Below are 24,659 nucleotides of genomic sequence, written 5' to 3' on the forward strand. Positions count from 1 at the left end.
CCGTGAACTTTGCGCGGGTACCGAGGCTGATCGTTCGCGCGGCCTGCGGCAGCGATACCGGGCGCAATGTCCGCATCCATCCGTCCGCATCCCCCGCTCTAAAATCCCCCCGCGCAAACCCCGCGTGAAGAACAAGGCGCCCATGGCCCCCCCGGAAGAAATCAAAGGCCCTGAAGCGGACGCGCTCCCCGACACCGCCACCTTGCCCGCCGAACTCGCGGCGCTGTATCTGTGCATGTCGCCCGCCCAGCTGGCGGACCTGCGCAAGTCGAAACGCCCCGAGCGCGGCGCAGGCAACGGCCCCTCCGTCATCCGGCCCGTCGAAGGCGGCCCGGCCGGCCCCAAGGACCCGGTGCTCTACCAGCTGGGCACCCTGCGCGACTATGCGAAGGCGCACGCCGCGCCCTCCGACTACGACACTGCATCCAAGAGCGGCATGCTCGGCTGGGTCTCCGCCAAGCTGCCTTTCTTCGCCGAGCGCGAGCCGCGCATCAAGCGCGGCAAGCGCGTGCTCATCGGCGGTGCGTGGGACCGCGCGGACCCGCTGCGCGAGAAGCGTTTCATCGATCTGGCCAAGGGCCGCATCCGCTTCACCTCGCTCACCTGCGCCGAAGCCGCGGTGAGCCTGTGGGCCGACGTGGCGAGCCACGCGGCCTTCGCCGAAAAGGGCCTCGCCTTGCTCAACGGCGAGACGCAGGCCATCGAGGCCTCGCTGGCAGCCACCCGCGACCTGGCCGCGGCCGCGAAATCCGACGCGGCGATCTGACACGTCGCGCCGCACGACTGACATGGACGAGCACCGATGCTGATCAACTGCGTGGCCTACGAAAACGGCGCCAAGCTCGCCGACATTCCCGTCGAGGACATCAGCGACTACATCACCCGGCCCGGCTGCTTCGTGTGGGTGGCGCTGAGCGATCCCGCGCCCGAGGAACTGGCCGAGATGCAGAAGGAATTCAACCTGCATCCGCTGGCCGTCGAAGACGCCCACCACGGCCACCAGCGCCCCAAGGTCGAGGAGTACGGCGATTCGCTCTTCGTCGTCATGCACCTGGTGGAGCCATCGGAAGAGGGCGAGCACTGCGTGAACGTGGGCGAGGTCGATGTGTTCGTCGGCCGCAACTACGTGCTCTCGGTGCGCAACCGCAGCCAGCAAGGCTTTCTGGGCGTGCGCGAGCGCTGCGAGCGCGAGCCCGACCTCTTGCGCAACGGCGCGGGCTTCGTGCTCTATGCGCTGATGGACGCGGTGGTCGACCGCTACTTTCCCGTCATCGATGCGCTCGAGGTCGAGCTGGAGACCATCGAGCAGCAGATCTTCGGCCACAGCGGCGCGGCGCGCGACAAGATCAAGCAGCTCTATGACCTGAAGCGCCGCAGCATGACCCTGAAGCGCGCGGTGGCCCCGCTCGTGGAGGCCGCGGGCAAGCTGTATGGCGGGCGCGTGCCGCAGATCTGCATGGGCACGCAGGAATACTTTCGCGACGTGGGCGACCACCTGGGCCGCATCAACGGCTCGATCGACGCGATGCGCGACACCATCGGCACCGCCATCGCGGTGAACCTGTCGATGGTGACCATCGAAGACAGCGAAGTCACCAAGCGTCTCGCGGCCTGGGCCAGCATCTTCGCGGTGTGCACCGCGTTCGCCGGCATCTGGGGCATGAACTTCGAGAACATGCCCGAGCTGAAATTCAGGTACGGCTATGCGGTGGCGCTGGGGCTCATCGTCAGCACCTGCGGCTATCTGTACTACCGGTTCAGGCGCGCGGGCTGGCTCTGAAGGCCGTGCGCCGCTCAGCCTGCTAATCCCAAACTAATAAACATGTAGATAATCCAGTCCCTTATGAAAAGGGACTTCACCCAGCGCTTCGGCTTCCTCGTCAAGGAGGTCGGCAAGCTCTACGTCGATGAGTTCGACCGCCTCGCGCGCGAACGCATCGGCCTGACCAGCGCGCAATGCCGCCTCCTGGGCGTGCTCGCGATGCGCGGCGACGAAGAGCCGCTCTCGCAGGCCGAACTCGCGCAGCGCCTGGACCTCACCCCCATGGCCGTCGCGGGCCTGTGCGACCGCATGGCCGCAGCCGGCTGGATTCGCCGCGAGCCCAGCGCCACCGACCGCCGCGTCAACAAGATCCACCTGCAGCCCAGCGCCGAGAAGGCGCTCGATGCGGCGCTGAGCATCAGCGACGGCCTCAACGCGCGCGTGATGTCGGTGCTCTCGCAGCCCGAGCGCGCGCAGTTGCTGGTCCTGCTCAACAAGGTGCGCGGCAGCCTTGTGGACATCACCTCCGGCGACGCGCAAAAACCATGAGCGTCGCCCCCGGAACCACCGTGCCGCACCGCGGCATGATCACCATCTCGATCATGCTGGCGACCATCATGCAGGCGCTGGACACCACCATCGCCAACGTCGCCTTGCCCCACATGCAGGGGAGCCTTCAGGCCTCGCAGGACCAGATCACCTGGGTGCTCACCTCCTACATCGTCGCCTCGGCCATCGCGCTGCCGCTCACCGGGTGGCTGTGCGGCCACTGGGGGCGGCGGCGCGTGTTCATCATTTCGGTGATCGGGTTCACGGTCGCTTCGGCGCTGTGCGGCGTGGCGACGTCGCTCGTGGGCATCGTGGCCGCGCGCCTCTTGCAGGGCGTGTTCGGCGCGGCGCTGGTGCCGCTGTCGCAGGCGGTGCTGCTCGATATCAACCCGCGCGAGAAGGTCGGCCAGGCCATGGCCATCTGGGGCGCGGGCATCATGGTCGGGCCCATCCTCGGGCCGCTTTTGGGCGGCTGGCTCACCGAGAACTTCGACTGGCGCTGGGTGTTCTTCATCAACCTGCCCGTGGGCATCTTCGCGTTCTGGGGCATCGCGCGCTACCTGCCCGAGAGCCGGCCGCAGGGCGAGAAGCTCGACATCTTCGGCTTCGTCACGCTGAGCCTCGCGATCGGCATGCTGCAATTGTTTCTCGATCGCGGCGAGCAGCTCGACTGGTTCGACTCGTGGGAAATCAAGCTCGAAGCCGCCGCCGCGCTCGTGGCCTTCGGCTTCTTCGTGGTCCACACATGGACGGTGCAGGGCGTGTCGTTCTTCGACCGCGATTTGCTCAAAGACCGCAACTTCGTCACCGGCCTCCTGTTCGCGTTCATCGTGGGCATGATCCTGTTCGCGACGATGGCGCTGTTGCCCAACTTCCTGCAAGGGCTCATGGGCTATCCGGTCGTCTACACCGGCGAGGTGACCGCGCCGCGCGGCGTGGGCACCATGATCGCGATGATCATCGTCGGGCGCCTCGTGCAGCGCATCGACGTGCGCGCCATCATGGCCGTGGGCTTCGGCCTCACGGCGTTCTCGCTCTACCAGATGACGCGGCTCACGCTGCAGATGGACAGCAGCCTCATCGTTCTCTCGGGCTTCATCCAGGGGCTGGGCATCGGCTTCACCTTCGTGCCGCTGTCGACCGCCACCTTCGCGACGCTCGCGCCGCGCCTTCGCAACCAGGGCACGCCCATCTTCAGCCTGCTGCGCAACATCGGCAGCAGCGTGGGCATCTCGATCGTGCAGGCGCTGTTGACCGAAGGCTCGAGCAAGGCGCATGCGCAGATCGCGGCGACGGTCACGCCCGGCAACCCGGGGCTGATCAACCTGCCGCCGATGATGTCGCCCGACACCATGACCGGGCTCGCGATGCTCAACGCCGAGGTCACGCGGCAGGGCGCGCTCATCGGCTACCTCGACGACTTCGCGATCATGATGGTGATCACGCTGCTGGCGATTCCGCTGCTGCTGCTGATCCGCAGCCCGCGGCGCAATGCGGCCGCGTCAGGCCCCGCCGAAGTGCCGCACTGACGACGCGCGCTTACTCGTCGTGCGAATCGTGCGTGGCCGCAGTGCCGCGCCGCCAGTAGCCCGACGCCCGCGTCCACTTCGGATTCGCGCCGCGCTCGCTCACGAGGTGCGCGCGCACGGCCTTTGCGATGCCCGACTCGCAGCCGACCCATGCATGGAAGTCACCGGCCGGCAGCTTCGCGGCCTTCAGCGCATCGACCAGCACTGTGCTCACGCCGGCCTCGGCGCCGCGCCGGTACACCCACTGCAGCGTGAGCTCGGCCTTCGTCTCGAACGGAATCTCGTCCGCTTCGCTGTCGACTTCCGCCAGCACCACCGCCCGCGCACCGGCCGGCAATTCGGCCAGGCGGCGCGAGATGGCGGGCAGCGCGGTGTCGTCGCCCACGAGCAGGTGCCAGTCGAATTCGGTCGGCACGATGAACGAGCCGCGCGGGCCGCCCACGCCCAGCGTGTCGCCGGGCTTGGCCTTCTCGGCCCATTGCGTGGCGGGGCCGGCGTCGTGCAGCGCGAAGTCGATCTCCAGCGTGTTGGCCTTGGCGTCGTGGCGGCGCGGCGTGTAGTCGCGCATCGTGGGGCGGCCGCTCGCGGGCCAGACCGGGCCATCGGGCCCGGCCGTCGGCAGCGTGAGCTGGCCCGTTGCGGCATCGGGGAAAAAGATCTTCGCGTGGTCGTCGAACCCCGGGCTCGTGAAGCCCGCGAGGTCGTCGCCCGTGAGCACGATGCGGATGAGGTGCGGCGTCACGCGCTGCACCGTCTTCACCGTGAGCTGGCGAAAGCGAAGGTCATGGCGCACGCGGCGCGGCGTGCGGTCTGGAGTGCTGGAAGAAGCAGTAGTGGTTGTGAAGTCGGTCATTTCAAAAAAGTTGGTTCAGATGCGCTCTAACTGTTGAGCGGCGCTGTCGAGCACCGCGGCGAAATCGTGGGCTTGTTGTTCGGTGAGGGGCGCGCCCGACAAGCGCATGCGCATCGCGAGCTTCAGGTTCTCGATGGCGCGCGTGACCTGCGGCGGGCGTCCGCCGCGCGGGCCCGCGCCGTCCACGCCGCCCGACATGCGGGCCATCATGGCGTCGGCCGTTTCGCGGTTGGCGGCCAGAAACTCCTGGCCGCCGGGCGTGATGCTGTAGCGCTTGCGGCCACCGCCATCGGCCGTTTCCACGCTCAGGTGGCCCATCTCCTCGAGCAGCGTGAGGGTGGGGTAGACCACGCCGGGGCTCGGCGCGTAGCTCCCGCCCAGGCGGTCTTCGATGGCCTTGATGAGCTCGTAGCCGTGCGACGGTTTGTCGGCGATCAGCTGCAGCAGCACGAAGCGCAGGCCGCCGTGGCCGAATACGCGCCCGCCGCCGCGTCCGCCGCGGCCTCCGTGCATGCGCTCGTCGCCGGGCGCGCCGTGGTGCCGGCCGCGGCCGCCCGAGCAGCCGTCGTCGTGTTCGCCACGGGGGGCGTGGCAGTGGTGGTTGTGGTGGTGATGGCCGAAGTGGGGGTGTCGCATGTCGATGTCCTTCATGACTGGTATCGAAAGTATTTTAGATATATCGATTTAAAAGTCAAACAGACATGCATCCGGCCATTTCCGGGAGCGGGGCGAAGGGGCGCTACGCAGCGCCGGCCCGGTGCTGGTGAAGGTGCGCCAGCGTCAGCGCCTCGCCGATGTGCGACAGCTGCACGGCCGCCGCTTCGGCCGAGCCTTCCGCGATCTCGGCCACGCGCTCGAACATCTGCGTTTCGTAAGCCGCGACGGCGCTGTCCCAGTCCTGTTCCGAGGCCAGCAGCGCGGCCAATTCAGCGGCATCCCTCAGCGCGGCATTCACGCCTTCGCCGCCGAACGGCGACATCACATGCGCCGCATCGCCCAGCAGCGTGAGCCCGCGCCGGTGCGCCCAGCAATGCCCGACCGGCAGCGCATGAATCGGCCGCGCCGCGAAGTTGTCGTTGCTCGCGCGAAAGAGATCGGTGATCGCATCGCCATACCCCGTGAACTCGGCAAGCAGGGCGCTGCGCACAGCGGCGGGCGAGGCGAAGTCGAAACGCTGCGCCGCCCAATCCGCCGGCACCCGGAAGATCGCGTACCCCCGGATGTGCGCGTTGCCGTTGCGCTGCGCAATGATCGACATGCCATTGCCCTGCACGTCGAGCTTGCCGCGCCCGACCAGCTGCGCGAGGGCAGGGTGGCTGCGGTCCACGTCGTCGATGCCGAACTCGATGAAGGTCAGCCCGCTGTACTGCGGCTTGTACGGCGACAGCAGCGGCCGCACGCGCGACCACGCGCCGTCCGCGCCGACCACGAGATCGAAGGGCCCGGCCTCACCGTTCGAGAAGGCGAGGCTCCATTGACCATCGCCTTGCGGCACCACCTCGCGCAGCGCGCACCCCCACTGCACGCAGCCATCGGGCAGCGACGCGAGCAGCATGTCGCGCAGCGCCGTGCGATCGACCTCGGGCCGGTCGCCCGCGGACGCATCGGGCTCCTCGAAAAGCACGCGCCCCGACTTGTCGACCAGCCGCGAGCCCTGGTCGTCATAGCGCGCGATGCGAAGGAACCCGGCTTCGAGGCCGGCGCGGCGCACGGCCATCAGCCCCGAGTCTTCGTGCAGGTCGAGCGTGCCGCCCTGCGGCCGCACGAGCGCGCTGTCTTCGCGCTCGAACACGGTGGCCGCGATGCCCGACAGGTGCAGCAGGCGCGCCAGCATGAGGCCGCCGGGGCCCGCGCCGACGATGGCGATGCGGGGCGTGAAAACAGAAGAAGAGGGATGCATCCGGATGACTCCGCAGAAAGGATAGGTTCCTATGCATATTAGCATAGGAGCCTATGTATAGAATGAGCGCATGACCGAAGCCAACGACACCCTCGATCTCCCTGAAACCAACCCCCTCAAGCTCATCGGCCGCGTCGCCCGCGGCTTCGTGCGCATCGCCGATGCCGATCTGCGCGAAGCGGGCCTGGCCGCGGGCCAGCTGCCGGTGCTCGTGTCGCTCAAGAAAAGCAAGGCGCTCTCGCAGGCCGAGCTCGCGCGCATCGCGCAGGTCGAGCAGCCCAGCATGGCGCAGCTGCTCACCCGCATGGAGCGCGACGGCCTGGTCCAGCGCGTGGACGACCCCGCCGACAAGCGCAGCCGCCTCATCTCGCTCACGCCGCTGGCCGCGCGGCGGCTGCCCAAGGCCACGGCGCTGATGGAAGGGCACACGCAGCAGGCGCTGGCCGGCTTCTCCAAGGCGGAGGTCGCGCAGCTGCTGGCGCTGCTGCGGCGCGTGAATGCGAACGTGGAGCGCATGGGCGGCGGCTGATGGCACCGGCGCGCAGCGGTGTCGCCTTGAGCGATTGACGGTCGGCCCTCGCGAAGCGCATCGCATCGCACAGTGCGACCGAGGGAACGAGGGAACGAGTGATCGCGCAGCATCCCCGGCTTCATCGCGCGCTTTGCGGCCCCATGTGCGCGATGAATTGAGCGGGACGAATTGCGCACAGCCCCGCCTCGTTTTTCTTCGTCGGATGCCGCGGCTTTTGCACCGCGCCTGGCGCGCGTCGGGCCTTCAAATGTCAGCCCTTTGTGTCCCTCGGCCGCGAGCCCGCAGATACCTCGCGAATTCGAGAATTCCTAGACGAATTCTCTTCGCCGGACACGGCTTTGCTTCTCTACAGTGAATGCCCTGACGACAAGACGCCGCACCGAGTGCGCGACGAACAGCGTCAGACAAACAGCCCCGGAAAAACGAATGAACGAATGAACCGCTTTGCCTCACAGCGGGTGTCGATGGCCTTGTGCTGGCGATGCGAATGTGAGGCGCAAAAGGCGACGGCCAAGGTGTTCACGCACCTTGACCGTCTAACCACATGACGTGCATTAACTTTTCAGGACGCACACCAAATGGCTAAGCAAATTATCGCCGGGCGCTCTACGCCCAAGTCTTCCCGTCACACGGCAACCGCCCTCACCAGCGGCTCACCGCCCGTGCCCCCGACCGGCCAGGACGCGTTCGACCTCCTCGAAAACAAAGCCGCCCAACTCAGATCACTGCTGTGGTGCGCCTACGGCGACGGCAACGGCTGGTTCGAAGAAGCAGGAGAAGAACACCGATCGAACATCGTCTGGATCGCTGCGGATCTGGCGATGGAGGTGGAGGAACTGGTGCAGGGGAGTGTGAGGGGGTAACCCCGAGGCCTCAGTCTCTGAGGCCACGGCTCAGAATCAGCTCGTTGAACTCTGAGTCTGATATGAGCTGTGAAGCGGAAATGGCTTTCTGAAACTGCGTCCGAGGAGACGCAGTTTCCTTCGCTCTACAAAGTCGAAACTCGCTGCCAGGGCACCGTGCAGATCTGCTTCCGCAGTGGCGCGGATCGACCGTGCGTCAGCTCAAAAAGGGACATTTCACGCCCGGCTTTCTGTGCCGGATAGCCTGACGGTCCTGCAGAATCACCTTTAAGTCCACTTTTCGGACGCTGTGGGCATTTGAATCACCAGATGGGAGAGCACTGATGATTTACCAGGCCCGCCATACAAGGCGAAAAATAAATGAGTAAAGCAGGCATTCAGTCCAATAGAGGGGACGGCTATCAAACTTTGATTGCTTTTGAGTGGGCGTTATCTGTCTTATCCAATCCAAATTACCAGTGGATCGAGGTCGATTCAGTAAGATGGACCGTCGACGATGTGGTTATCGGAAAATCCGACGGCACTAAAATTTGCTGTCAATGTAAAAAAAATCACCCAAAACATCAAGCTTGGTCTATCGCAGATCTAGCCGGTGAGTTAGGGAAAGCGAGTCAGCTGCTGGCGAATGACCCCTTGGCTAGCGTTCGATTTTATTCGCGCAGCGCTTTCGGTGAGATATCCGCTCTTCGAGAGTACAGCGTCAATTTTGGCGACGAGTCGACATACCAAAGCGATCTAAGCAAAGGGCATCGCGAGGTGGACGCGAACCTAAAAACGCTGATTGGCAAACACACTAAAAATCTGTCCACCTACGAATTTTTGCGGCGCACAACGTTCGAAATTAGTCCGGAAATGGACCGCATGGCCGAGTTGCTGCGTGGACGACTGAGTCAATTAGCCAGTAATCATTCGGCAGTCTATGACGCTCTATGGGTGAACCTTGATAACCTAGGAATGCGTTTGAGCGAAAAGGGTCCGCACGCCGCAATCCAGCACCGCCTTACAAAAGAGGATATGAAATCCTTGTTGGCCAACGTGGGTTCGATGTTGACTCCGTCTATGGATATCGCGGAGGTTCGTACCGCATTCAAAAATACATCTGCCATTGGTCGCTCATGGCGAAGGGATATTGGTGACGAGCGGATAAAAAGCCCACTAGTCGATGAACTTATAGGCGCTATTGAAGACAAGTGCGATTCCATTTTGCTCACGGGAGCTCCGGGTTCTGGCAAAACCTGCGTAATGCTCGGTGTGCAGGAGGCACTGGAAAAAATCGCAACAGTGCGCAGCGATTTGTTGCCGATTTTTATTCAATCACGCGAATTCGCAGATCTTGCTTCTGCGCAGGATCGTCAAGCCTTCGGCCTGCCGGAGCAATGGATAGAAAGGGCAGCCCGCGCGGCGGAGTACGCGCATGTGGTCGTGCTGATTGACTCGCTAGATGTATTGTCTATTGCCCGAGAGCATAGTGTACTTACATATTTTCTAGCTCAAATTGATCGACTTTTATTAATTCCGAACGTCACCGTCATTACTGCCTGTCGGGACTTTGACTCTCACTATGAGCGACGTATTGCTCAGCGCGAATGGGGCAAAAAAATAATTTGCCGGCCGCTTGACTGGAATTTGGAAGTTGCACCGCTACTCGAAAAACTAAAAATTTCTTCTGAAGCAGTCGACGCAACCACGCGGGAGCTAATACGCAACCCCCGCGAACTTGCTTTGTTTGTAGAGCTGGCTCAGCATGGAGGTAGCTTTAATGTAGTGACAAGCCAAGCTCTTGCGCACCAATATCTTGTTCAAATCGTCAGGGAAAATAATTTGCTTGGCGATCTCGCGATGCAGGCGCTGGAGGCTATCGCATCCGAGATGCTAAGACTGCGTAGCCTGGCGGTGTCACATCTAAGATTTTCGGCGTCACAAGACATTAAACGAGCGCTTCTCAGCAATAAGATATTGCACGAAACCCAAGATGGAAATCTGACATTTGGACATCAGACCCTGTTAGATGTGCTCGTGATCAGCGGCGCAATTCGCCAAGGTGCTAGTTTGCATGTATTCATTCAATCTTTGCCACCGGTGCCTTTTGTGCGCCCCACAATACGCAGCTTTGTAACGCAATTGGCGACTGGCGAGCGCCGTGAATTTAGAAGGCAGGTGCGCACAGTCTTAACCGGAGGCAATGCCTTTCATATCCGCCGTCTTGTTGCTGAGACTTTTTCAGAGCAAATTCCTCAGGATGAGGATTGGATATTGATACGCGATCTGCGTGTTCATCATCCAGAGATTTTCCAAGTCATTTACACCCAAGCAGTTCGCGTAGAGTGGCATTATTTCTGGATGAAGCACTTGGTGCCTATGCTGAAGGACATCCCAGATAAAGAAAGCCTAATAGCACATTCGCATCGATCAACCCAGTGGAAAAATGACGACCCTGCGGGGGTGCTTGAATTTTGGCTCGAAATATTGGAAATGGTTGAGGTCGAGAAAGTTCAGTTAGCTGGATCGATGGCATATGCAATTACGCAAATTAGCGCCGAGTACTCTGAGTTATGCGTCCCCTTGCTTTTGAAGTTACTCGAGCTCCCGCGACAGAAGCACAGCTTTCTTGGACATGCGCTTGCTAGGTGTGTGAGCGATGGTTCTGTGGATGATGATGAATTGTGGCGCTACATCGCCGGTGGGGTTGTAGAGGCTGATGTTCTTGGCTATAGCTTAGACGATAAATTGCATTGCCAACCGCATGAATTTGGTGACAAAAATGAGAATTTCCTTTCAGATCGAATGCGGCAATCAGAAGCATTGCTTGAATTGGCCGTCACGTCGATTGAGGAATGGAGTCGAATAAAAAAACGCCGATACGAAGAGGGCACAAACTACTGGGTTGGTTTTTTGTCTCAAACCTCTCACGAAGACGCGCATAGTCAGACCGATATCCGGCATTTGAACAGCGAACGCATTTTGCTAGATGCAATCGAAGCTGCTGTAGTGCATCACGCGAAAATTCAATCTGTTTGGTGGAAATCAAATTGCGAGCGTCTTTGCTTTAGTGCGGAAGGTGCACTGCGCTATTTTTCGATCCTCGCATGCACCGCGTCGCCAACCACCAACCTTGATTTGATTTCTCGGATGCTATGCGACAAGGATTTACTAGAATCCCAGCTATCGTATGAACTTGGAACGTTGATCGGAGCGGGATTTTTTTATCTTGATGCTGCAGCACAAGACGCTGTGCAGTCAACAATCTTAGCTCTTCGCCATGAATCCAAAATTGATCCGGAGCAACGAATTTTGGCTCTTAACGAGCAGGCACAGTTTTTTATTGCGATTCCGCATTTTTTGCGTTCTTACGAAACGCAGGCTGTTTTGAATGAATGCGAAAAAACGACATGGCCGTTGGTTCGTCGACCAAGCATTGGAATCCGGGGCGGAATTATCGCTGCGCCATTTTCCTTTGATGTTTTTATGGGCATAAGTGACAAAGGTGTACTTCGTTTGTTAAACCATTACAAGGACTATAAAAGAAATTCTTTTGATGATTTTGGGTTGGGTGGCGAGAGGGAGATTGGTGTCCAACTGAGTGAAGCGGCTTCGCGGTGCCCCAATCGTTTTGTCAAAATCCTGTCGACGAACTGGAAGGAAATTTCAGATCGATTTCGCGATGACATTCTCGAAGGTGCTAGTTCATATCTTGCGTATCGCTACGGAAATACGCAGCCAAGTAATAATTGGTCTGCCCAAGAAAATCCAGACGCGGAAGATTTGGTGCAAATAATTCTTGATGAACTAGAAAAACATCCCGAGCATTGGCGTCATAACCGAGCTGCATCTAAAGCCATACAAGGTTGCGCGCACGCGATGATGAGCGTTCAAACCGCGAGCCGAGTGGTCTCATTGGCCACTGATTTCTCGATTTTGCAAGAAGAAAGCACCATCTCTGGGGACTCTGTTGATTTAATTACTATTGGCATCAACATGGCGCGTGGCAATGCGGCGGAGGCGCTAATGATCGTGGCAAATCAGATGGAAAAAAATGCCGCGCATTGGCCTCATTCGTTGCAAGATGCGCTACGTTTATTTGCAGAAGATGAAAATCCTGCTATTCGTGCTTTGTTGTTAAGGCGGTTGCCATATTTGCAAAGCCATCATCCTGAATTTGGCTGGGAATTGTTTGAACGTGCCATGCGTGTGAATGCGGTCGGGCTATGGCCGGCGGCGGAGCACTGCTTGTACTATGCCTATCACCAGCAATTTGAGATTGTTGCCCCTTGGCTAGCACGCCTTTGTCGGGAAGGCACTGGTAAGGATCTTGAGATTTGGGGGCGTATTTCTGCTTTGGCGGCACTTTCGCAGAAGCTGGATTTTTCGGACTTTATTTCACAGCTAGAAGCATTAGAAGATGCGCAAGCCTGGCGCGGTGCAGCGAACGTTTGGACGCACTCGGGTAATTTCCAGCAGAACGAGGAGCAGTGTGTTTCGGGCCTTAGATTTGGGTTAAATGCTGGAGAGCACGCCGTACCGATCGCGCACAGATTTTGTACCTTATTGCAAGAAAAAGCGCCGGTAATTATTGCACCTATCGAATTATTGCGACGTTGTTTTGGTTTGCTGGAGGCCAAGGCAACCATCTATGGTTTTGACGCTTGGGTAAATGCCGTTTCGCTTCGAGATTCGGCATACGCGCTGGAGGCCATAGAGATTTATCTGGATTTTGTTCGTCGTACAAAACCTTATATGTACGATCACGAAAACAACTTCATGCAGCTTCTAACGCGTCTTTTCGCGCAGGCTGAAGAACAGGAGGAGTCAGATAGCGGTGCAATGTTGCAGCGCGTGGTCACGTTGCAAGATGAACTGCTTGCGCTGGGTGTTAGCGGCATGAATGATTGGCTTAAGGCTGCTGAAAGACCATGAAATCGACAGCCGGAGAACAAGCGTATTTCGATGAATGCCTCTGCGGCTCGAGGTTTCTCCACGACTCCGATGTTGCGTCACTGATTTCCTCTTCGCCATATTCAAATACGCCAAGGTAATCAAGCCGCGATCGCTCAATTGGTTAGCAATCGCCCATTAAAAAGCACCCGCACCGTCCGAACCGCCAACACAAACATCGTTGCAGTCAGCACCACCAACATCCCCCCAGCCACCACCTTCAACGGCACCGCCCCCCGCACACTCGCGTACTTCAACCCCGCATTCACCATCGCAGCCAGCGGAAAGCTAATAGCCCACCACCCCGCCCCGAACGGCACGCTCCGCTTGAACACCTTCGGCGCCAGCACCACGAACAAGAACAGCCCGAAGTAGAACAGCAGCCCCGCGAACAGATCCACCCGCCCCGTGAGGTTCACATACGCCGTGAACCCCACCTCGAAGGGCGCGACAAGAATCAGCAGCGAGGGCGTCATCGCCGGCGCGAGCGGCTTGTGCTGGATCAGCCGCGTGACGATCATCGTGAACAGCACGAGCGCCAGCACCGAGCCCACCGCCGCCGACAGCAGCAGCACCAACCTCGCCGCCCCGGCTCACCTCACAGCAGCGGCAACCGCCCCGACTCCTTCACCGTCTGCATGATCAACGTGCTGCGCACCTCACGCACATGCGGCAGCCGCGCAATCACCTGGCGCATGAACAGCGCAAACGAGTCGAGGTCGCGCTCCACCACCCGCAGCAAATAGTCCTCCTGCCCCGACAGGACCTGGCACGACAGCACTTGCTCGATCGGCGCCAGCGCGCGCTCGAATTCGAGCGCTTCCGTTTCGTGGTGCGAGTCGATCTTCACGAACAGGTAGCCGTCGATGCCCAGGCCCAGCGCGCGGCGGTCCAGCTCCATGCGGTAGCCGCGAATGAGGCCCGCCTCCTCCATGCGCTTGACCCGGCGCCAGCACGGCGAGATCGAGCTGTTGGCCTTTTCCGCCAAGGTGGCCAGCGACATGCGCGGGTCTTCCTGCAGGTAGGCGAGCAGTTGCCGGTCGAGGGGAGAAAGCGCAAGCGTGGTCATGGAAGGCGTCCTGAGCGGGAGGGTGAGAGACAGAGCAAGCGAGCAAGAGAGCAAGAGAGGAGGGGAGGAAGAGCGCAAGAAAGGCGGGCGATGGCCGTGCACTTCGCATGCACGGAACGTTTTTTTATTTTCACGGCCGCATTCGAAAAAGCATTCCCGAAACACCGTGCCCGCGTGCCGATTCAGGAAAAAGCTCACGGCCATAGTTCAAGAGAATTTCTGCACCGAGGCGTGTCCGCGCAGGTGCTGACAACCCGGCCCATCCGACTCAACAAGAAGAGCAAGGCAGGCCATGCAGGAAATTCAATTGAAGCGCGTGCTCAATGCACGACAGGTCCGGTTCATCGCGCTGGGCGCGGCCATCGGCGTGGGGCTGTTCCTGGGCTCGGCCAAGGCGATCCGCATCGCGGGCCCTTCGGTGTTGCTCGCGTACCTGGTGGCAGGCGGCGTGGTTTTTCTCATCATGCGTGCGCTCGGCGAAATGGCGGTCGAGCAGCCGGTGTCCGGCTCGTTCAGCACCTACGCGTCGCAGTACCTCGGGCCGTTCGCGGGCTTTCTGGCGGGCTGGAACTACTGGGTGCTGTGCATCGGCGCCGGCATCGCCGAAACCACGGCGGTGGCCATCTACATGAAGCTCTGGTTTCCCGGTGTGCCCCAGTGGGTCTGGGCGCTCGCCGCGGTGGTCTCCATCGGCGCGCTGAACGCGACCACCGTCAAGCTGTACGGCGAGCTGGAGTTCTGGTTCGCGTTGATCAAGGTCGCCGCCATGCTCCTGTTCATCGCGGCAGGGGTGCTGATGATCACGACCGGCTGGGGCAATGGGGGCGCGCCCATCGGTCTCTCGAACCTCTGGGTCCATGGCGGCTGGTTTCCGCACGGAATCTCCGGCACGCTCATGGCGTTGCCCACCGTGATCTACGCCTTCGGGGGCATCGAGATGATCGGGCTCACGGCCGGCGAGGTCAGCGATCCGAAGCGCGTTCTTCCCGGTGCCATCAACTCGGTGCTGTGGCGCATCCTGATCTTCTACGTGGGCTCGCTCACGGTGATGCTCGCGATCTATCCGTGGAACCAGATCGGCACGCAAGGCAGCCCCTTCGTCATGACCTTCGAGCGGCTGGGCATCCGCGAAGCGGCGGGGCTCATCAACTTCGTGGTGATCACCGCGGCGCTCTCGAGCTTCAACTGCACCATCTTCGGCGGCAGCCGCCTGCTGCATGGGCTCGCGCTGCAAAAGCAGGCACCGGCCGCGATGGCGCGCACCGCCGCCAACGGCGTGCCGGTGCGAAGCGTGCTGCTGTCGCTCGCGTGCCTCTTCATCGGCGTGGTGCTCAACTACCTCGCGCCCGAGTCGATCTTCGACTGGCTCATGGCGCTGGTGTCGTTCGCCGTGATCTGGACGTGGGCCACGATCCTTGCCGCGCACTATCGCTTTCGCGTGCTGCGCCGGCGGCGCCTGCAGCCCGCGGCCGCGTTCCCGATGCTGGCCTGGCCGCTGAGCTCGTGGATCGCATTGGCGTTTCTCGCGTTCCTGGCCTGCACGATGGCCATCGATGTTCACAGCCGCGCCTCGCTCATCGCGGGCGTCGTGGGCATCGTTTTTCTGGGTGTGGTCTACAAGGCGTTCGGGCTGGGCGCTTCGGCGCTGCGCGCGGGCGAGCCGACGACCCGCGATGCCCGCAAGAAGACCGCAGCGCCATGAGCACCGACGTCATCGTGCTGGGCGCGGGCATCGTGGGCGTGTGTTCCGCGCTGCATCTGCAAGACCGCGGCATGCGGGTGGTGCTGGTCGACCGGCGCGGTCCGGGGGAGGAGACCAGCTTCGGCAACGCGGGGCTGATCCAGAGCGCATCGGTCGTGCCGTTTGGCTTTCCGCGCGACGTGGGCACCGTGCTGCGCTACGCCCGCAACGCATCGACGAGCATGCGCTACGACTTCGTCTCGCTGCTCCGATTCGCACCATGGCTCGCGCGGTACTGGTGGGAGTCCGCGCCCGAGCGGCTGGCCAGCGCGGGCCGCGACCTGTTGCCGTTGATCACCACGAGCGTGAGGGAGCACGACATGCTCATCGACCGCGCCGGCCTGAGGCATCTGGTGCGCCCGAGCGGGTGGCTCCAGGCATACAGCACGCAAGCGATCTTCGCTCGCGAAGCGCGCGTTGCGGCCGACCTCGCTTTCAAGCACAAGCTGGCCATGCGCATCCTGGACGCCGCTGCGTTGCGCGCCGCCGAACCGGCGCTCGGCGATGGCTACGTGGGCGCGATTCATTGGCTCGACCCCAAGACGGTCAGCGACCCCGGCGCATTGACCAAGGGGTACGCACGGCTCTTTCGGCAAGGCGGCGGCAGCATCGCGCGTGGCGACGCCATGACGCTCGAACGTCGCGAAGGCGGGTGGTGCGTTCAAACGGAACGTGGCCTCTGCACCGCGCCGGCCGCCGTGCTCGCGCTCGGGCCGTGGTCCGACAGGGTGTATCGCAAGCTGGGCTATCGCATCCCGCTGATGCCCAAGCGCGGGTACCACATGCACTATGCAAGCGCAGCGCATCAGCCCGTGCTGAAGGTGCCCGTCATCGACGCCGAAGAGGGCTTTGCCATCGCGCCGATGGACCGGGGCCTGCGCCTGAGCACGGGCGTGGAAATCGCGCGGCGCGGGCTGCCTCCAACGCCGATGCAGCTGGAGCGCGCGGAGCGAAAGGCCCGCCCGATCTTCGGATTGGGCGATCGCGTGGACAAGACCCCGTGGCTCGGAATGCGCCCGTGCACGCCGGACATGCGACCGGTCATCGGTCCTGCGCCCCGGCATGTCGGGCTGTGGTTTTCGTTCGGGCACAACCACCACGGGCTGACCCTGGGGCCGGGCAGCGGGCGGCTGCTGGCGGAATTGATGACCGGGGCCACGCCCTTTGCCGATCCTCGCCCGTTTCGGCCGAGCCGGTTCAGTTGACGCGCTGCATGGTGGGCTGCTCAGGCCTTGGGCTCAGGCCGTGAGCAACCGGCCGTTGAACACGATGCGCAGCGTGCGCAACGTCAGCACGACGAGGCCGGCGGTCAGAAGCACCAGCATTCCGCCGGCCATCAACTGCAACGGCAGCATGCCCCGCACTGCCGCATATTTCAAAGCCGCATTCACCATCGCAGCCAGCGGAAAGCTAATAGCCCACCACCCCGCCCCAAACGGCACGCTCCGCCTGAACACCTTCGGCGCCAGCACCACGAACAAGAACAGCCCGAAGTAAAACAGCAGCCCCGCGAACAGGTCCACCCGCCCCGTGAGGTTCACATACGCCGTGAACCCGACCTCGAAGGGCGCGACAAGAATCAGCAGCGAGGGCGTCATCGCCGGCGCGAGCGGCTCGTGCTGGATCAGCCGCGTGACGATCATCGTGAACAGCACGAGCGCCAGCACCGAGCCCACCGCCGCCGACAGCAGCAGCACCTCGCCGGCCCAGGCCATGGGCATGTGGCTGCCGGTCACGGGAATGTCCAGCGCGGCGACGCCCGGAATGATCCACGCAGGCACCGCGTGCGCGGGGTGGCAGTTGCCGCCCAGAAGGCGCGAGACCACGTATGCGGCCAGCAGCAGCGTGGCGACGGTGCCGGCGATCCACATGGCCTGGCTCAGCGCGTGGCCCAGCGCGCTGTCGCAGGTGGTGCCGAGCACAGCCGATTGCAGCAGCAGCGCAATGGCGATGGTGCCGAAGAAGTTGCCGGCAATCGGGTGATGGAACTCCGCCTTCACGGCCGCCGGGTGCCGCAGCAGCTTGGCGCCATAGCCCACGAGCAGCACGACGAACACGAAGGTGGCGAAGAGGCCGATCGCATCCGACACGACGCGCGGCACGCCGAACTCGGTGTGCGCAAAGCGCCAGCCCATCGAAAGGCCCGAGAGGCCCATGACCGCGGCGAAGAGGTTGACGGGGAGGTTCTTGATCGAAGCGCCGGAGGCAGGGCGAGTGCCCGCCGCGGCGAGGGCAGAGGTAGCGGAATTTGTCATGGCGCAGTCTCGGGCCCACGAGGGCCGGCCGTCAGTGCCGTGGGGCGGCGATTCCTGCCAAATTCAGGTGTTGTCTGACGTGCGCGGTGGTCCCCGCTTTTTTCCGCTCCACGTGGCCTCGGCGATTTCGTTTTGTCTGAGTTGTCGCAGTTCAACTGCGACAACGCGAACAAATCGAAATCGGCCGAGCAGATCAGGCTTGGAAAAAGGTCAAGCCATCGCAGGCGCAGCCCGGCCCTCAGCCCTGCGCCGTGTCGCCGCCCACGCGCCACAGGCTGGTCATCGCATCCTGCGCAATCCGCAACTCGAAGATGAACCGCACCGCGCCGGGCCGCGACAGCATGCCCGCGGCCACGCCCGCCGAATGATCGAAGGCCTGTTGCCAGGTGCGCGCGTTGTCGCGCTCGATCTTGTTCATCCAGTCGAAGCCGCTCTCGCGCTGCTTTTGCCACGCACGAAAGCAGGCGATGACATGGTCCGGCCCGCCCAGGCCCTGCTCCAGCATCACGAGCATGGCCTGGCTCACCTGCATGCGATCGCGCAGCGTGATGCCGTCGCCTTCGAGCCGGACGGCGTAGGGCGAGATGAACGAGGCGCTGTGCCGGCGCGCGAAGGCCTGCGCCTCCTGGGCGCCTCTTGCCTCGTCCTCACCGTGCGCTTGTCGGGCGCCCGTGCTCACCACTTCACGCGCACACCGAGGGAGCCGTTGATCGCGCTCTTGACCTTCGCATCGCCGCCCGACGACCACAGCTTGCCGACCTCGCCGTAGAGGCTGGTCGTGGGGCCGAGCGCCAGCGTGAAGCCGCCCGCGAGTTCGGTGCTCGTGCCGCCGGTGGGCGCCGCGATGTCGGTGGTGGTCGCGCCGTTCACGAAGCGCGCGATGTCGGTGCCGCTCGATGTCTTGTAGACGTTGAAGCGGCCGTACGGCTGCAACGCGCCCATGGCGGTGTCGATCTCGCCCTTCACGCGCACGCCGGCGCGCGCGATCCAGCCGCTGTCGGCCTGCGGTTGCACCACGGCGCCCAGGATCACCGAGTTGCCCAGGTCCAGGTGCTGGTGAATCAGCTGCAACTGCGGCTCGATGCGCCAGCCGCTGCCGCCCAACGGAAAGGACTGGCCCACTTCGATGGAGCCCAGCAGGCTGTTGCCCTTGCCTTCGGCACCGGTGCCGATGTTCGTCTGCACGGTGTAGCGGTGGCGGCCCGACTGCACGACGGCATCGGCATAGAAACCGTTGTCGCCGGTGAAGGTGCCGTACACGCCGACGTATTCGTTGTGCAGGTCGTTGCGGCCCGTGCGCAGGTTGCTCACGCCGCTCGCGAAACCGTTGACCGTGGCGTCGCCGTCGAGCTGGCCGACGTACAGGCCCGCGCGCCAGTTCGGCGTGGCCAGCAAATCGGTGCCGGCCTGGAAGCCCGTGAGGCGCCCCTTGCTGGTCGGCGACACGGTGCCGCCTTGCTGGATGTCGATGTCGGTGGAGAGCACGCGCGCCCAGGCGCGGCGGGCGGTCCCCTCGGAGGCCGCGGCCGGGCCCTTCACGTCGTCGTCGCCGATGCGTTGGTGCAGGCTGCCGAGCATCGAAAGAGAAGCCTGGCGCAACTGCGCGGGCAGCGCGGCGAACAGCGGCACTTCGGTGCGGTAGGTCGGGATGACGATGGGCGCAGGCGCCGGTGCGGCACCACCCGGTGGATTGCTGGGGGCGTCTGGCGTGCCGGGGTCCGCGGGCGGCGTGCCCGGATCGACCGGCGGCGCGACCACAACGGCCGAGCGCAGGTACCAGCTCTCGCCCGCGCCGCCGGCATCGGCCGCATGCAGGCGGTATTCGAAGGCGCCCGCATCGACATGGCCGCCTGCGAGGCTGAAGGCGTCCTTGGTCGTCTGCGCGGTGGTGGTCGCGCCGTTGATCGCGCTCACCACTTCGATGCCGTTGCCTGTGGTGAGCGCCCCGAGCCCGCCGAGGTTGGCGATGCGCACTTGCGTGTTGCCGCTGGCGATGGCGCCTGCGCCGTCGAGCACCAATCGGTCCGTGGGGCTCGCGCTGTTGCCCAGCGCAGTGCCCAGGCGCAGCGTGCCGCCGTTGCCGACCCACGCGCCTTTCACGGTGAGCGTGGTGCCCGGTGCGGCGCCCACGAGCGACACGGTGCCCGCGTTGTCCACCGAGGCGAGCGTGTGGCTGAAGCCGGCCAGGTCGAGCGTGCCGGCCGCGGCCACGGTGTAGGCCGAGGCGGCGCTCAGCGTGCCGGCCGCGCCCGCGCGCAAGGTGCCGGCCGCCACGCGCGTGGTGCCCGCGTAGCTGTTGGCGCCGCTGAGCACCGTGGTGCCGGGGCCGCTCTGGCTCACCACGGCGGCGGCGGAGCCTCCGAGGATCGGCACGGCGAAGCGGTAGTTGCCGTCGGTGTGGTTGAAGTCGATGGTGGCCGCGCCGGTGCTGAGCGTGACCGATGCCGCTTCGAGCACGCCCGGCGCCTGGGCCGCCTGGCCCAGCGCGCCGCCGATGCTCAGGGTGCCGCGGGCCGCGGCCGCGCTGGCGATCTTCACGGTGCCGACGCCCGCGCGCGCGGAAGCCGTGCCGCCGTTGGCCAGCTGGAGCGAGGCGTCGCCGGCCCGCGCGATCTCGAAATCGACGCCTGCGCTGGAGGAGCTGGACACCAGTTGCGAGCCCACGCCCGAGATGACGGTCGAGGCCGTTTGGCCTGCGGTGGTGCCGATGCGCGTGTACGCGGTGGCCACCACGCCGCCATCGAGAATCGCAAGGGAGCCGTCGTGCAGGTTCGCTGTGCCGGTATCGAGCCGTGAGCCGGGGCCGGTCACCGTCACCGCACCGGTGCCTCCCGCCGAAATCGTGCCGATGCCGCCGATGGCGAACGAGCCGCTGTCGATCTTGCCTCCGGCCGTGACGTCGATGAAACCCGTTCCGCGGAATATCGACAGTCCGTTGATCGAGACCAGGGAGCCCGCACCGTCGACCCTCAGTCGTCCCGTCGTGCCCGCTGTATCGCCGAGCATGAGCGCGTTGCTCGTGCGGAACTGGCCGCCGCTCTCCACGGTCAGCGAACTGCCGGCCACGGAGCCCACCCTGGATGCGCCGTCGCGCGCATCCATCAACGAGCCCGCGCCGGTGATGGTGACGCTCGCGTTGTTGCCGCTCACCTCCAGCCCTGTGTTACCGACGGCATTGCCGAAGGTGATCTGTCCGCCGCCCTGCACGCGCACCGCGCCGGCCCCGATCACCATGCGGTTGGTGTAGCTGCTGCCCGTGCCCGTCAAGACCAGCGTGCCCGCGCCGTTCTTGTTGAACTGGCCGGTGCCCGTGATGCGGCCGTCGACGGTCACCGTCGCGCCGGCCGCTGCATCGATGCTGCCGTTGCCGGCCGTGGCCAGCATGAAGGCGCCGGGGCTGATCGTCAGCGCCTTGGTGGCGGAGGGCACCGCGCCGGGTGCGGCGATGGTGATGTTGCTGGTGAGGGTGATGGTGGACGACGGATCGCCGTCCGCATTCGCGGACGCGATGGCGGTGGCCAGCTCTGCTTCGTTCGATGCGGTGTAGGCGGCGGCCAGCGCCGATGGCGCGATGGCCAGGGCCAGCACCGCCGCCGCGGCGTGCGGCGCGAGGCGAATGGCCGCATGCCGCGTGGCGCGGGCCGAGCTCTTCACCCGCCCCGACGCCAGCTCCGATGCGGCGACCCATGCGCCCAGCGTTTCGTTCCACACCGACCTGTATGTCCTGTTCAAGCTCTCGCTCCTCGTTGTTTTGTGAAGGCGCCTAAGAAACAATATTTAACGTTTGGCGCGGGAGCGACTGTCAGGGATCAGGGGGGTGGGGTCAACGCTCGTTCCTTTCACTAAGTTGCAGAGAATTGCAGCGGCACGCGCGCCGTGCGCGCCGTGCGTGCTCGCCTTTTCGCCTGCGCGCGCGCTACGCGGCGAACTGGTAGCCCGCGCCGCGCACCACATGCAGCGGCAGGCGCATGCCGGCCTGCTCGCTCTTGCGGCGCAGGCGGCTGGCGATCACGTCGAGCCGCTTGGGGTCCAGGGCGCCGGCTTCGCCTTCCAGGCCCGCGAGCAGGTCGTTGCGGCTCACCACGCCGCCGTGCGAGCGCATCAGCACGGCGAGAAAACCGCGCTCGTTGCTGGTGAGCTTGAGCGTCTTGCCCTCGGGGTCGCACAGCATCCAGTCGCCTTCGGTCAATCGCCATCCGGCGCCAGAGGGCAGGGCGGGCGAGGAGGGCAGTGAGGGCAGGGTGGGCGCCGATGCATTGGCCGGCTGCATGGCCGAGCGCACGCGGCTGCCGAGCATGCGGATCGTTGCGCTCAGTTCATCGACGTGCACGGGCTTGACCATGTACACGTCGGCGCCCTGGCGCAGTGCCGCGATGCGGTCTTCGACAGCGCCGCGGGCCGACGCCATCACGATGCCGATCGAGCCCGAGGCGCGCAGTTGCGACGCGAGCGAGAGGCCGTCTTCGCCATCGAGCCCGATGTCGAGCACCACGACCTCGCAGGGCGCGAGCGCGTGGGCCTTGTAGAACGCGGGCGCATCGGCCAGCCCCAGCACCTCGAAGCCGGCGCTGCCCAGCAGCAGGGCCATGTCTTCGCGCAGGTCGTCGTCGTCTTCCACGAGGTAGACGCGAAGGGGCGTCGATGCGTCGATCATCCTCATGCGATGCGCCTTGCGGCGTCAGGATGCAAGGGGGGCACTCGACGCATCCGATGCACCCGATGCAACGGGCATCCCGAAGCGAAAGAGCGAGCCCTCGATGCCCGAGCGCACGAGCGTGAGCGAGCCGCCGTGCGCATGCGCGATCTCGGCGCCGAGAAAGAGCCCGAGCCCGGTGCCGCTCGCGATGCGGGAGCCCGCGCCGCGAAAGAAGCGCTCGAAGATCCGGCCTTGCTCGCCGGCGGGAATGCCGCCGCCGCGGTCTTCCACGTCGATGCGCGCGGCGCCCTCGTGGTCGGTGAGCCGGATGTCCACGGGGCTCTCGGGCGGGGAGTACTTGATGGCATTTTGAACAAGGTTGTGAAGTGCGATTTCCAGCAGTGCGGGGTCCGCATGCACCCAGCTGCCGGCGGCGGGCAACTGGATGCGGATGCGCGCCTGGTCCAGCGGCGCGAAGGGCGAGGCCAGCGCCTCGACGATGGCCTTGAGATCGACCGTCTCGGTCCTGGGCAGCATGCGGTCGGCATGCAGGCGGTCTTCGGCGAGGCAATTGACCACCAGCAGCGTGAGGCGCTGCACGGCGCGCCGGATCTTGACGATGCGCGGCTCCACCGCGACGCCCGGCAGCGCGATGGACTGCGCCGCCGCATCGATGACCGCGAGCGGCGTGCGGAATTCGTGCGACACCAGCGAGACGAACTGGCGCTGCTGCTGCATGGCGCTGCGCTCGGAGCTGAGCGCGGCCTCCAGGCCGGCCTCCGCGCGGCGGCGGCGGTCGATCTCTTCGGCCAGGAGCGCGTTGCTGCGCGCGAGCTCGGAGGTGCGCTGCAGCACCTTCTCTTCGAGCACGCGCTCCGCGCGCTGCGCCTCGTCCAGCTCGCGGCGCCGGGCGCTGCGCACATGCAGCTCCGCGCGCCGGGTGCGGTCGGCAACGATGATGGCCAGCAGCAGCATGTAGGTCAGGCGCACGACGATCCACGTCGGCCCGAGGCCTTCGTCGGGCCCCGCATCGAGCACGCCGAGCCAGCGCAGCCGACCGACGAGGCTGGCCACCGCGAGCAGCAGCATCAGCGCCGCGGGCCAGGTGAACTGCCACTGCCGCTTGACGAACAGCAGCCAGCCGGCCGCGGCGATGGTGCCCGCGAGCGCCGAGAGTTCCAGCACCGCGGTGAGGTACTCGATCGCTTCGTGATGGCCCGCCAGCGAAATGACGCCCGTCACCACGTTCAACGCGACGAACACGCCCACCATTCGCGCCGCCATGGGAAGGTAGCGCCTGAACTCGAACATGCGCGAGACGAAGAGCGCGGTGGTCGCCTGGAACAGCGACTGCATCGCGCCCCGAAGCGCCAGGTCGCCCACGCGCTCGGGCTCCCACATCGAGGGCGCGATCTGCCAGGCGTGCAGCAGCACGGCCGAGAGCATGACGAGCGCGAAGTACAGAAAGAGCCGGTCGCGCAGCCACCGCCAGAAGATCAGGTTGAGCACCAGCAGCGCGAAGGTGGCGCCGGCGCTGATGTTCAGGTACGTGCTCAGCTGCCGCTGCTGGCGCTCCAAGCCGCCGTCCTGCAGCAGCGAGAAACCGTCGACGCCGAACGTGTCTTCCAGGCGCATGTAGTAGGTCGCGGGTTGCTGCGTGAGCTGCACGGGAAAGAACAGGTCCGAGCTGACGAAGCGCCAGTTCAGCGGGAGCTCGCGGGGCAGCAGCGCGTTGGTTTCGTTCGTCTTGTTCGCACCGGCCGCGTACAGCGCCACGGCGCCGGGCCGCACGGCCCTCGCGCGCAGCCACCAGTGGGCCGGTGCCTGCGCACTGCGCTGCAGCGTGAAGCGGACCCAGCACACGGTGCCGTCGTTGCACTTGAGGTTCGGCGAGTCGGGCTCGATGAACCCGGCGTCCCGACGGCCCGACAGCACCTCGCTGGTGGCCAGTGAATTCGCAGGTGTGCGAAGCACCGCGATCGCCTGCCCGAAGCCGAAGGGCTGCGCCACGCCATCGGCCTCGGTCGCTTCGACCGAT

At 64.2% G+C, this 24,659-nt stretch carries 19 protein-coding genes; 9 read left to right on the plus strand and 10 right to left on the minus strand.

Features of this window, described 5'->3' with window-relative positions; translation table 11 throughout:
• The first annotated feature begins 142 nt into the window (after positions 1–142).
• The 4 genes from ACZYRS_RS12200 (at position 143) to ACZYRS_RS12215 (ending at position 3,840) form a co-directional block, all read left to right on the plus strand.
• On the plus strand, positions 143–766 hold the full coding sequence (locus ACZYRS_RS12200; protein ID WP_463419474.1) for a hypothetical protein: 624 nt from the start codon (positions 143–145) through the stop codon (positions 764–766).
• A gap of 36 nt (positions 767–802) precedes the next feature.
• On the plus strand, positions 803–1,780 hold the full coding sequence (corA, locus tag ACZYRS_RS12205) for a magnesium/cobalt transporter CorA (protein ID WP_463419475.1): 978 nt from the start codon (positions 803–805) through the stop codon (positions 1,778–1,780).
• Between the two features lie 63 nt (positions 1,781–1,843).
• On the plus strand, positions 1,844–2,311 hold the full coding sequence (locus tag ACZYRS_RS12210) for a MarR family winged helix-turn-helix transcriptional regulator (protein ID WP_463419476.1): 468 nt from the start codon (positions 1,844–1,846) through the stop codon (positions 2,309–2,311).
• A complete protein-coding gene (locus tag ACZYRS_RS12215) occupies positions 2,308–3,840 on the plus strand; it encodes a DHA2 family efflux MFS transporter permease subunit (RefSeq protein WP_463419477.1) in 1,533 nt (510 codons plus the stop codon). Before ACZYRS_RS12210 ends, ACZYRS_RS12215 begins: the two co-directional genes overlap by 4 nt.
• Positions 3,841–3,850: 10 nt before the next feature.
• Here ACZYRS_RS12215 and ACZYRS_RS12220 read toward each other — a convergent pair whose 3' ends face one another.
• The 3 genes from ACZYRS_RS12220 to ACZYRS_RS12230 form a co-directional block, all read right to left on the minus strand.
• Positions 3,851–4,693 carry a siderophore-interacting protein gene (locus ACZYRS_RS12220; RefSeq protein ID WP_463419478.1) on the minus strand — a complete coding sequence of 281 codons (843 nt, stop codon included), beginning with the start codon at positions 4,691–4,693 and terminating at the stop codon, positions 3,851–3,853.
• A 15-nt stretch (positions 4,694–4,708) separates the two neighbouring features.
• Positions 4,709–5,329: a PadR family transcriptional regulator gene (locus ACZYRS_RS12225; RefSeq protein WP_463419479.1), complete on the minus strand. Its 621-nt coding sequence runs from the start codon at positions 5,327–5,329 to the stop codon at positions 4,709–4,711.
• A 103-nt stretch (positions 5,330–5,432) separates the two neighbouring features.
• Complete coding sequence (locus tag ACZYRS_RS12230; protein WP_463419480.1) at positions 5,433–6,593, minus strand: FAD-dependent oxidoreductase; 1,161 nt, start codon at positions 6,591–6,593, stop codon at positions 5,433–5,435.
• Between the two features lie 70 nt (positions 6,594–6,663).
• On the opposite strand from ACZYRS_RS12230, the gene ACZYRS_RS12235 reads away from it, so the two are divergent.
• The 3 genes from ACZYRS_RS12235 to ACZYRS_RS12245 all read left to right on the plus strand — a co-directional run bounded on the left by ACZYRS_RS12235 (position 6,664) and on the right by ACZYRS_RS12245 (position 12,902).
• Positions 6,664–7,122: a MarR family winged helix-turn-helix transcriptional regulator gene (locus ACZYRS_RS12235; RefSeq protein ID WP_463419481.1), complete on the plus strand. Its 459-nt coding sequence runs from the start codon at positions 6,664–6,666 to the stop codon at positions 7,120–7,122.
• Between the two features lie 581 nt (positions 7,123–7,703).
• Entirely contained in the window at positions 7,704–7,988 is a 285-nt protein-coding gene (locus tag ACZYRS_RS12240) for a hypothetical protein (protein ID WP_463419482.1), read from the plus strand.
• Between the two features lie 360 nt (positions 7,989–8,348).
• Positions 8,349–12,902 (plus strand): AAA family ATPase, encoded by a 4,554-nt coding sequence (locus ACZYRS_RS12245; protein ID WP_463419483.1) that lies wholly within the window; start codon positions 8,349–8,351, stop codon positions 12,900–12,902.
• Positions 12,903–13,036: 134 nt separating this feature from the next.
• Here ACZYRS_RS12245 and ACZYRS_RS12250 read toward each other — a convergent pair whose 3' ends face one another.
• On the minus strand, positions 13,037–13,495 hold the full coding sequence (locus ACZYRS_RS12250) for an SLAC1 family transporter (RefSeq protein WP_463422480.1): 459 nt from the start codon (positions 13,493–13,495) through the stop codon (positions 13,037–13,039).
• A gap of 23 nt (positions 13,496–13,518) precedes the next feature.
• On the minus strand, positions 13,519–13,989 hold the full coding sequence (locus ACZYRS_RS12255) for an Lrp/AsnC family transcriptional regulator (RefSeq protein WP_463419484.1): 471 nt from the start codon (positions 13,987–13,989) through the stop codon (positions 13,519–13,521).
• Between the two features lie 292 nt (positions 13,990–14,281).
• On the opposite strand from ACZYRS_RS12255, the gene ACZYRS_RS12260 reads away from it, so the two are divergent.
• Entirely contained in the window at positions 14,282–15,691 is a 1,410-nt protein-coding gene (locus ACZYRS_RS12260; RefSeq protein WP_463419485.1) for an amino acid permease, read from the plus strand.
• Positions 15,688–16,935 (plus strand): NAD(P)/FAD-dependent oxidoreductase, encoded by a 1,248-nt coding sequence (locus ACZYRS_RS12265; RefSeq protein ID WP_463419486.1) that lies wholly within the window; start codon positions 15,688–15,690, stop codon positions 16,933–16,935. The genes ACZYRS_RS12260 and ACZYRS_RS12265 overlap by 4 nt, the downstream gene beginning before the upstream one ends.
• 33 nt (positions 16,936–16,968) lie before the next feature.
• Here ACZYRS_RS12265 and ACZYRS_RS12270 read toward each other — a convergent pair whose 3' ends face one another.
• From ACZYRS_RS12270 to ACZYRS_RS12290, 5 genes are all read right to left on the minus strand, one after another.
• On the minus strand, positions 16,969–17,985 hold the full coding sequence (locus tag ACZYRS_RS12270) for an SLAC1 anion channel family protein (protein ID WP_463419487.1): 1,017 nt from the start codon (positions 17,983–17,985) through the stop codon (positions 16,969–16,971).
• A gap of 238 nt (positions 17,986–18,223) precedes the next feature.
• Positions 18,224–18,664, minus strand: a complete 441-nt coding sequence (locus tag ACZYRS_RS12275) for a hypothetical protein (protein ID WP_463419488.1) — start codon at positions 18,662–18,664, stop codon at positions 18,224–18,226.
• Positions 18,661–21,717 carry an autotransporter outer membrane beta-barrel domain-containing protein gene (locus ACZYRS_RS12280; RefSeq protein WP_463419489.1) on the minus strand — a complete coding sequence of 1,019 codons (3,057 nt, stop codon included), beginning with the start codon at positions 21,715–21,717 and terminating at the stop codon, positions 18,661–18,663. The genes ACZYRS_RS12275 and ACZYRS_RS12280 overlap by 4 nt, the downstream gene beginning before the upstream one ends.
• A gap of 184 nt (positions 21,718–21,901) precedes the next feature.
• Positions 21,902–22,645: a response regulator transcription factor gene (locus ACZYRS_RS12285; protein WP_463419490.1), complete on the minus strand. Its 744-nt coding sequence runs from the start codon at positions 22,643–22,645 to the stop codon at positions 21,902–21,904.
• A gap of 18 nt (positions 22,646–22,663) precedes the next feature.
• Positions 22,664–24,631, minus strand: coding sequence for a sensor histidine kinase (locus ACZYRS_RS12290; RefSeq protein WP_463419491.1), 1,968 nt, complete (start codon positions 24,629–24,631; stop codon positions 22,664–22,666).
• Between the last annotated feature and the right edge of the window lie 28 nt (positions 24,632–24,659).

It is taken from the genome of Variovorax sp. AC194 (assembly GCF_979257995.1).

Bases quoted from the DNA above. Each gene is read 5' to 3' on its own strand.
- ACZYRS_RS12230 (WP_463419480.1), bottom strand. From the start codon at position 6,593: ATGCATCCCTCTTCTTCTGTTTTCACGCCCCGCATCGCCATCGTCGGC.
- ACZYRS_RS12245 (WP_463419483.1), top strand. From the start codon at position 8,349: ATGAGTAAAGCAGGCATTCAGTCCAATAGAGGGGACGGCTATCAAACT.
- ACZYRS_RS12210 (WP_463419476.1), top strand. From the start codon at position 1,844: ATGAAAAGGGACTTCACCCAGCGCTTCGGCTTCCTCGTCAAGGAGGTC.
- ACZYRS_RS12215 (WP_463419477.1), top strand. From the start codon at position 2,308: ATGAGCGTCGCCCCCGGAACCACCGTGCCGCACCGCGGCATGATCACC.
- ACZYRS_RS12225 (WP_463419479.1), bottom strand. From the start codon at position 5,329: ATGCGACACCCCCACTTCGGCCATCACCACCACAACCACCACTGCCAC.
- ACZYRS_RS12260 (WP_463419485.1), top strand. From the start codon at position 14,282: ATGCAGGAAATTCAATTGAAGCGCGTGCTCAATGCACGACAGGTCCGG.
- corA (WP_463419475.1), top strand. From the start codon at position 803: ATGCTGATCAACTGCGTGGCCTACGAAAACGGCGCCAAGCTCGCCGAC.
- ACZYRS_RS12235 (WP_463419481.1), top strand. From the start codon at position 6,664: ATGACCGAAGCCAACGACACCCTCGATCTCCCTGAAACCAACCCCCTC.
- ACZYRS_RS12240 (WP_463419482.1), top strand. From the start codon at position 7,704: ATGGCTAAGCAAATTATCGCCGGGCGCTCTACGCCCAAGTCTTCCCGT.
- ACZYRS_RS12265 (WP_463419486.1), top strand. From the start codon at position 15,688: ATGAGCACCGACGTCATCGTGCTGGGCGCGGGCATCGTGGGCGTGTGT.
- ACZYRS_RS12270 (WP_463419487.1), bottom strand. From the start codon at position 17,985: ATGACAAATTCCGCTACCTCTGCCCTCGCCGCGGCGGGCACTCGCCCT.
- ACZYRS_RS12255 (WP_463419484.1), bottom strand. From the start codon at position 13,989: ATGACCACGCTTGCGCTTTCTCCCCTCGACCGGCAACTGCTCGCCTAC.
- ACZYRS_RS12220 (WP_463419478.1), bottom strand. From the start codon at position 4,693: ATGACCGACTTCACAACCACTACTGCTTCTTCCAGCACTCCAGACCGC.
- ACZYRS_RS12285 (WP_463419490.1), bottom strand. From the start codon at position 22,645: ATGAGGATGATCGACGCATCGACGCCCCTTCGCGTCTACCTCGTGGAA.
- ACZYRS_RS12200 (WP_463419474.1), top strand. From the start codon at position 143: ATGGCCCCCCCGGAAGAAATCAAAGGCCCTGAAGCGGACGCGCTCCCC.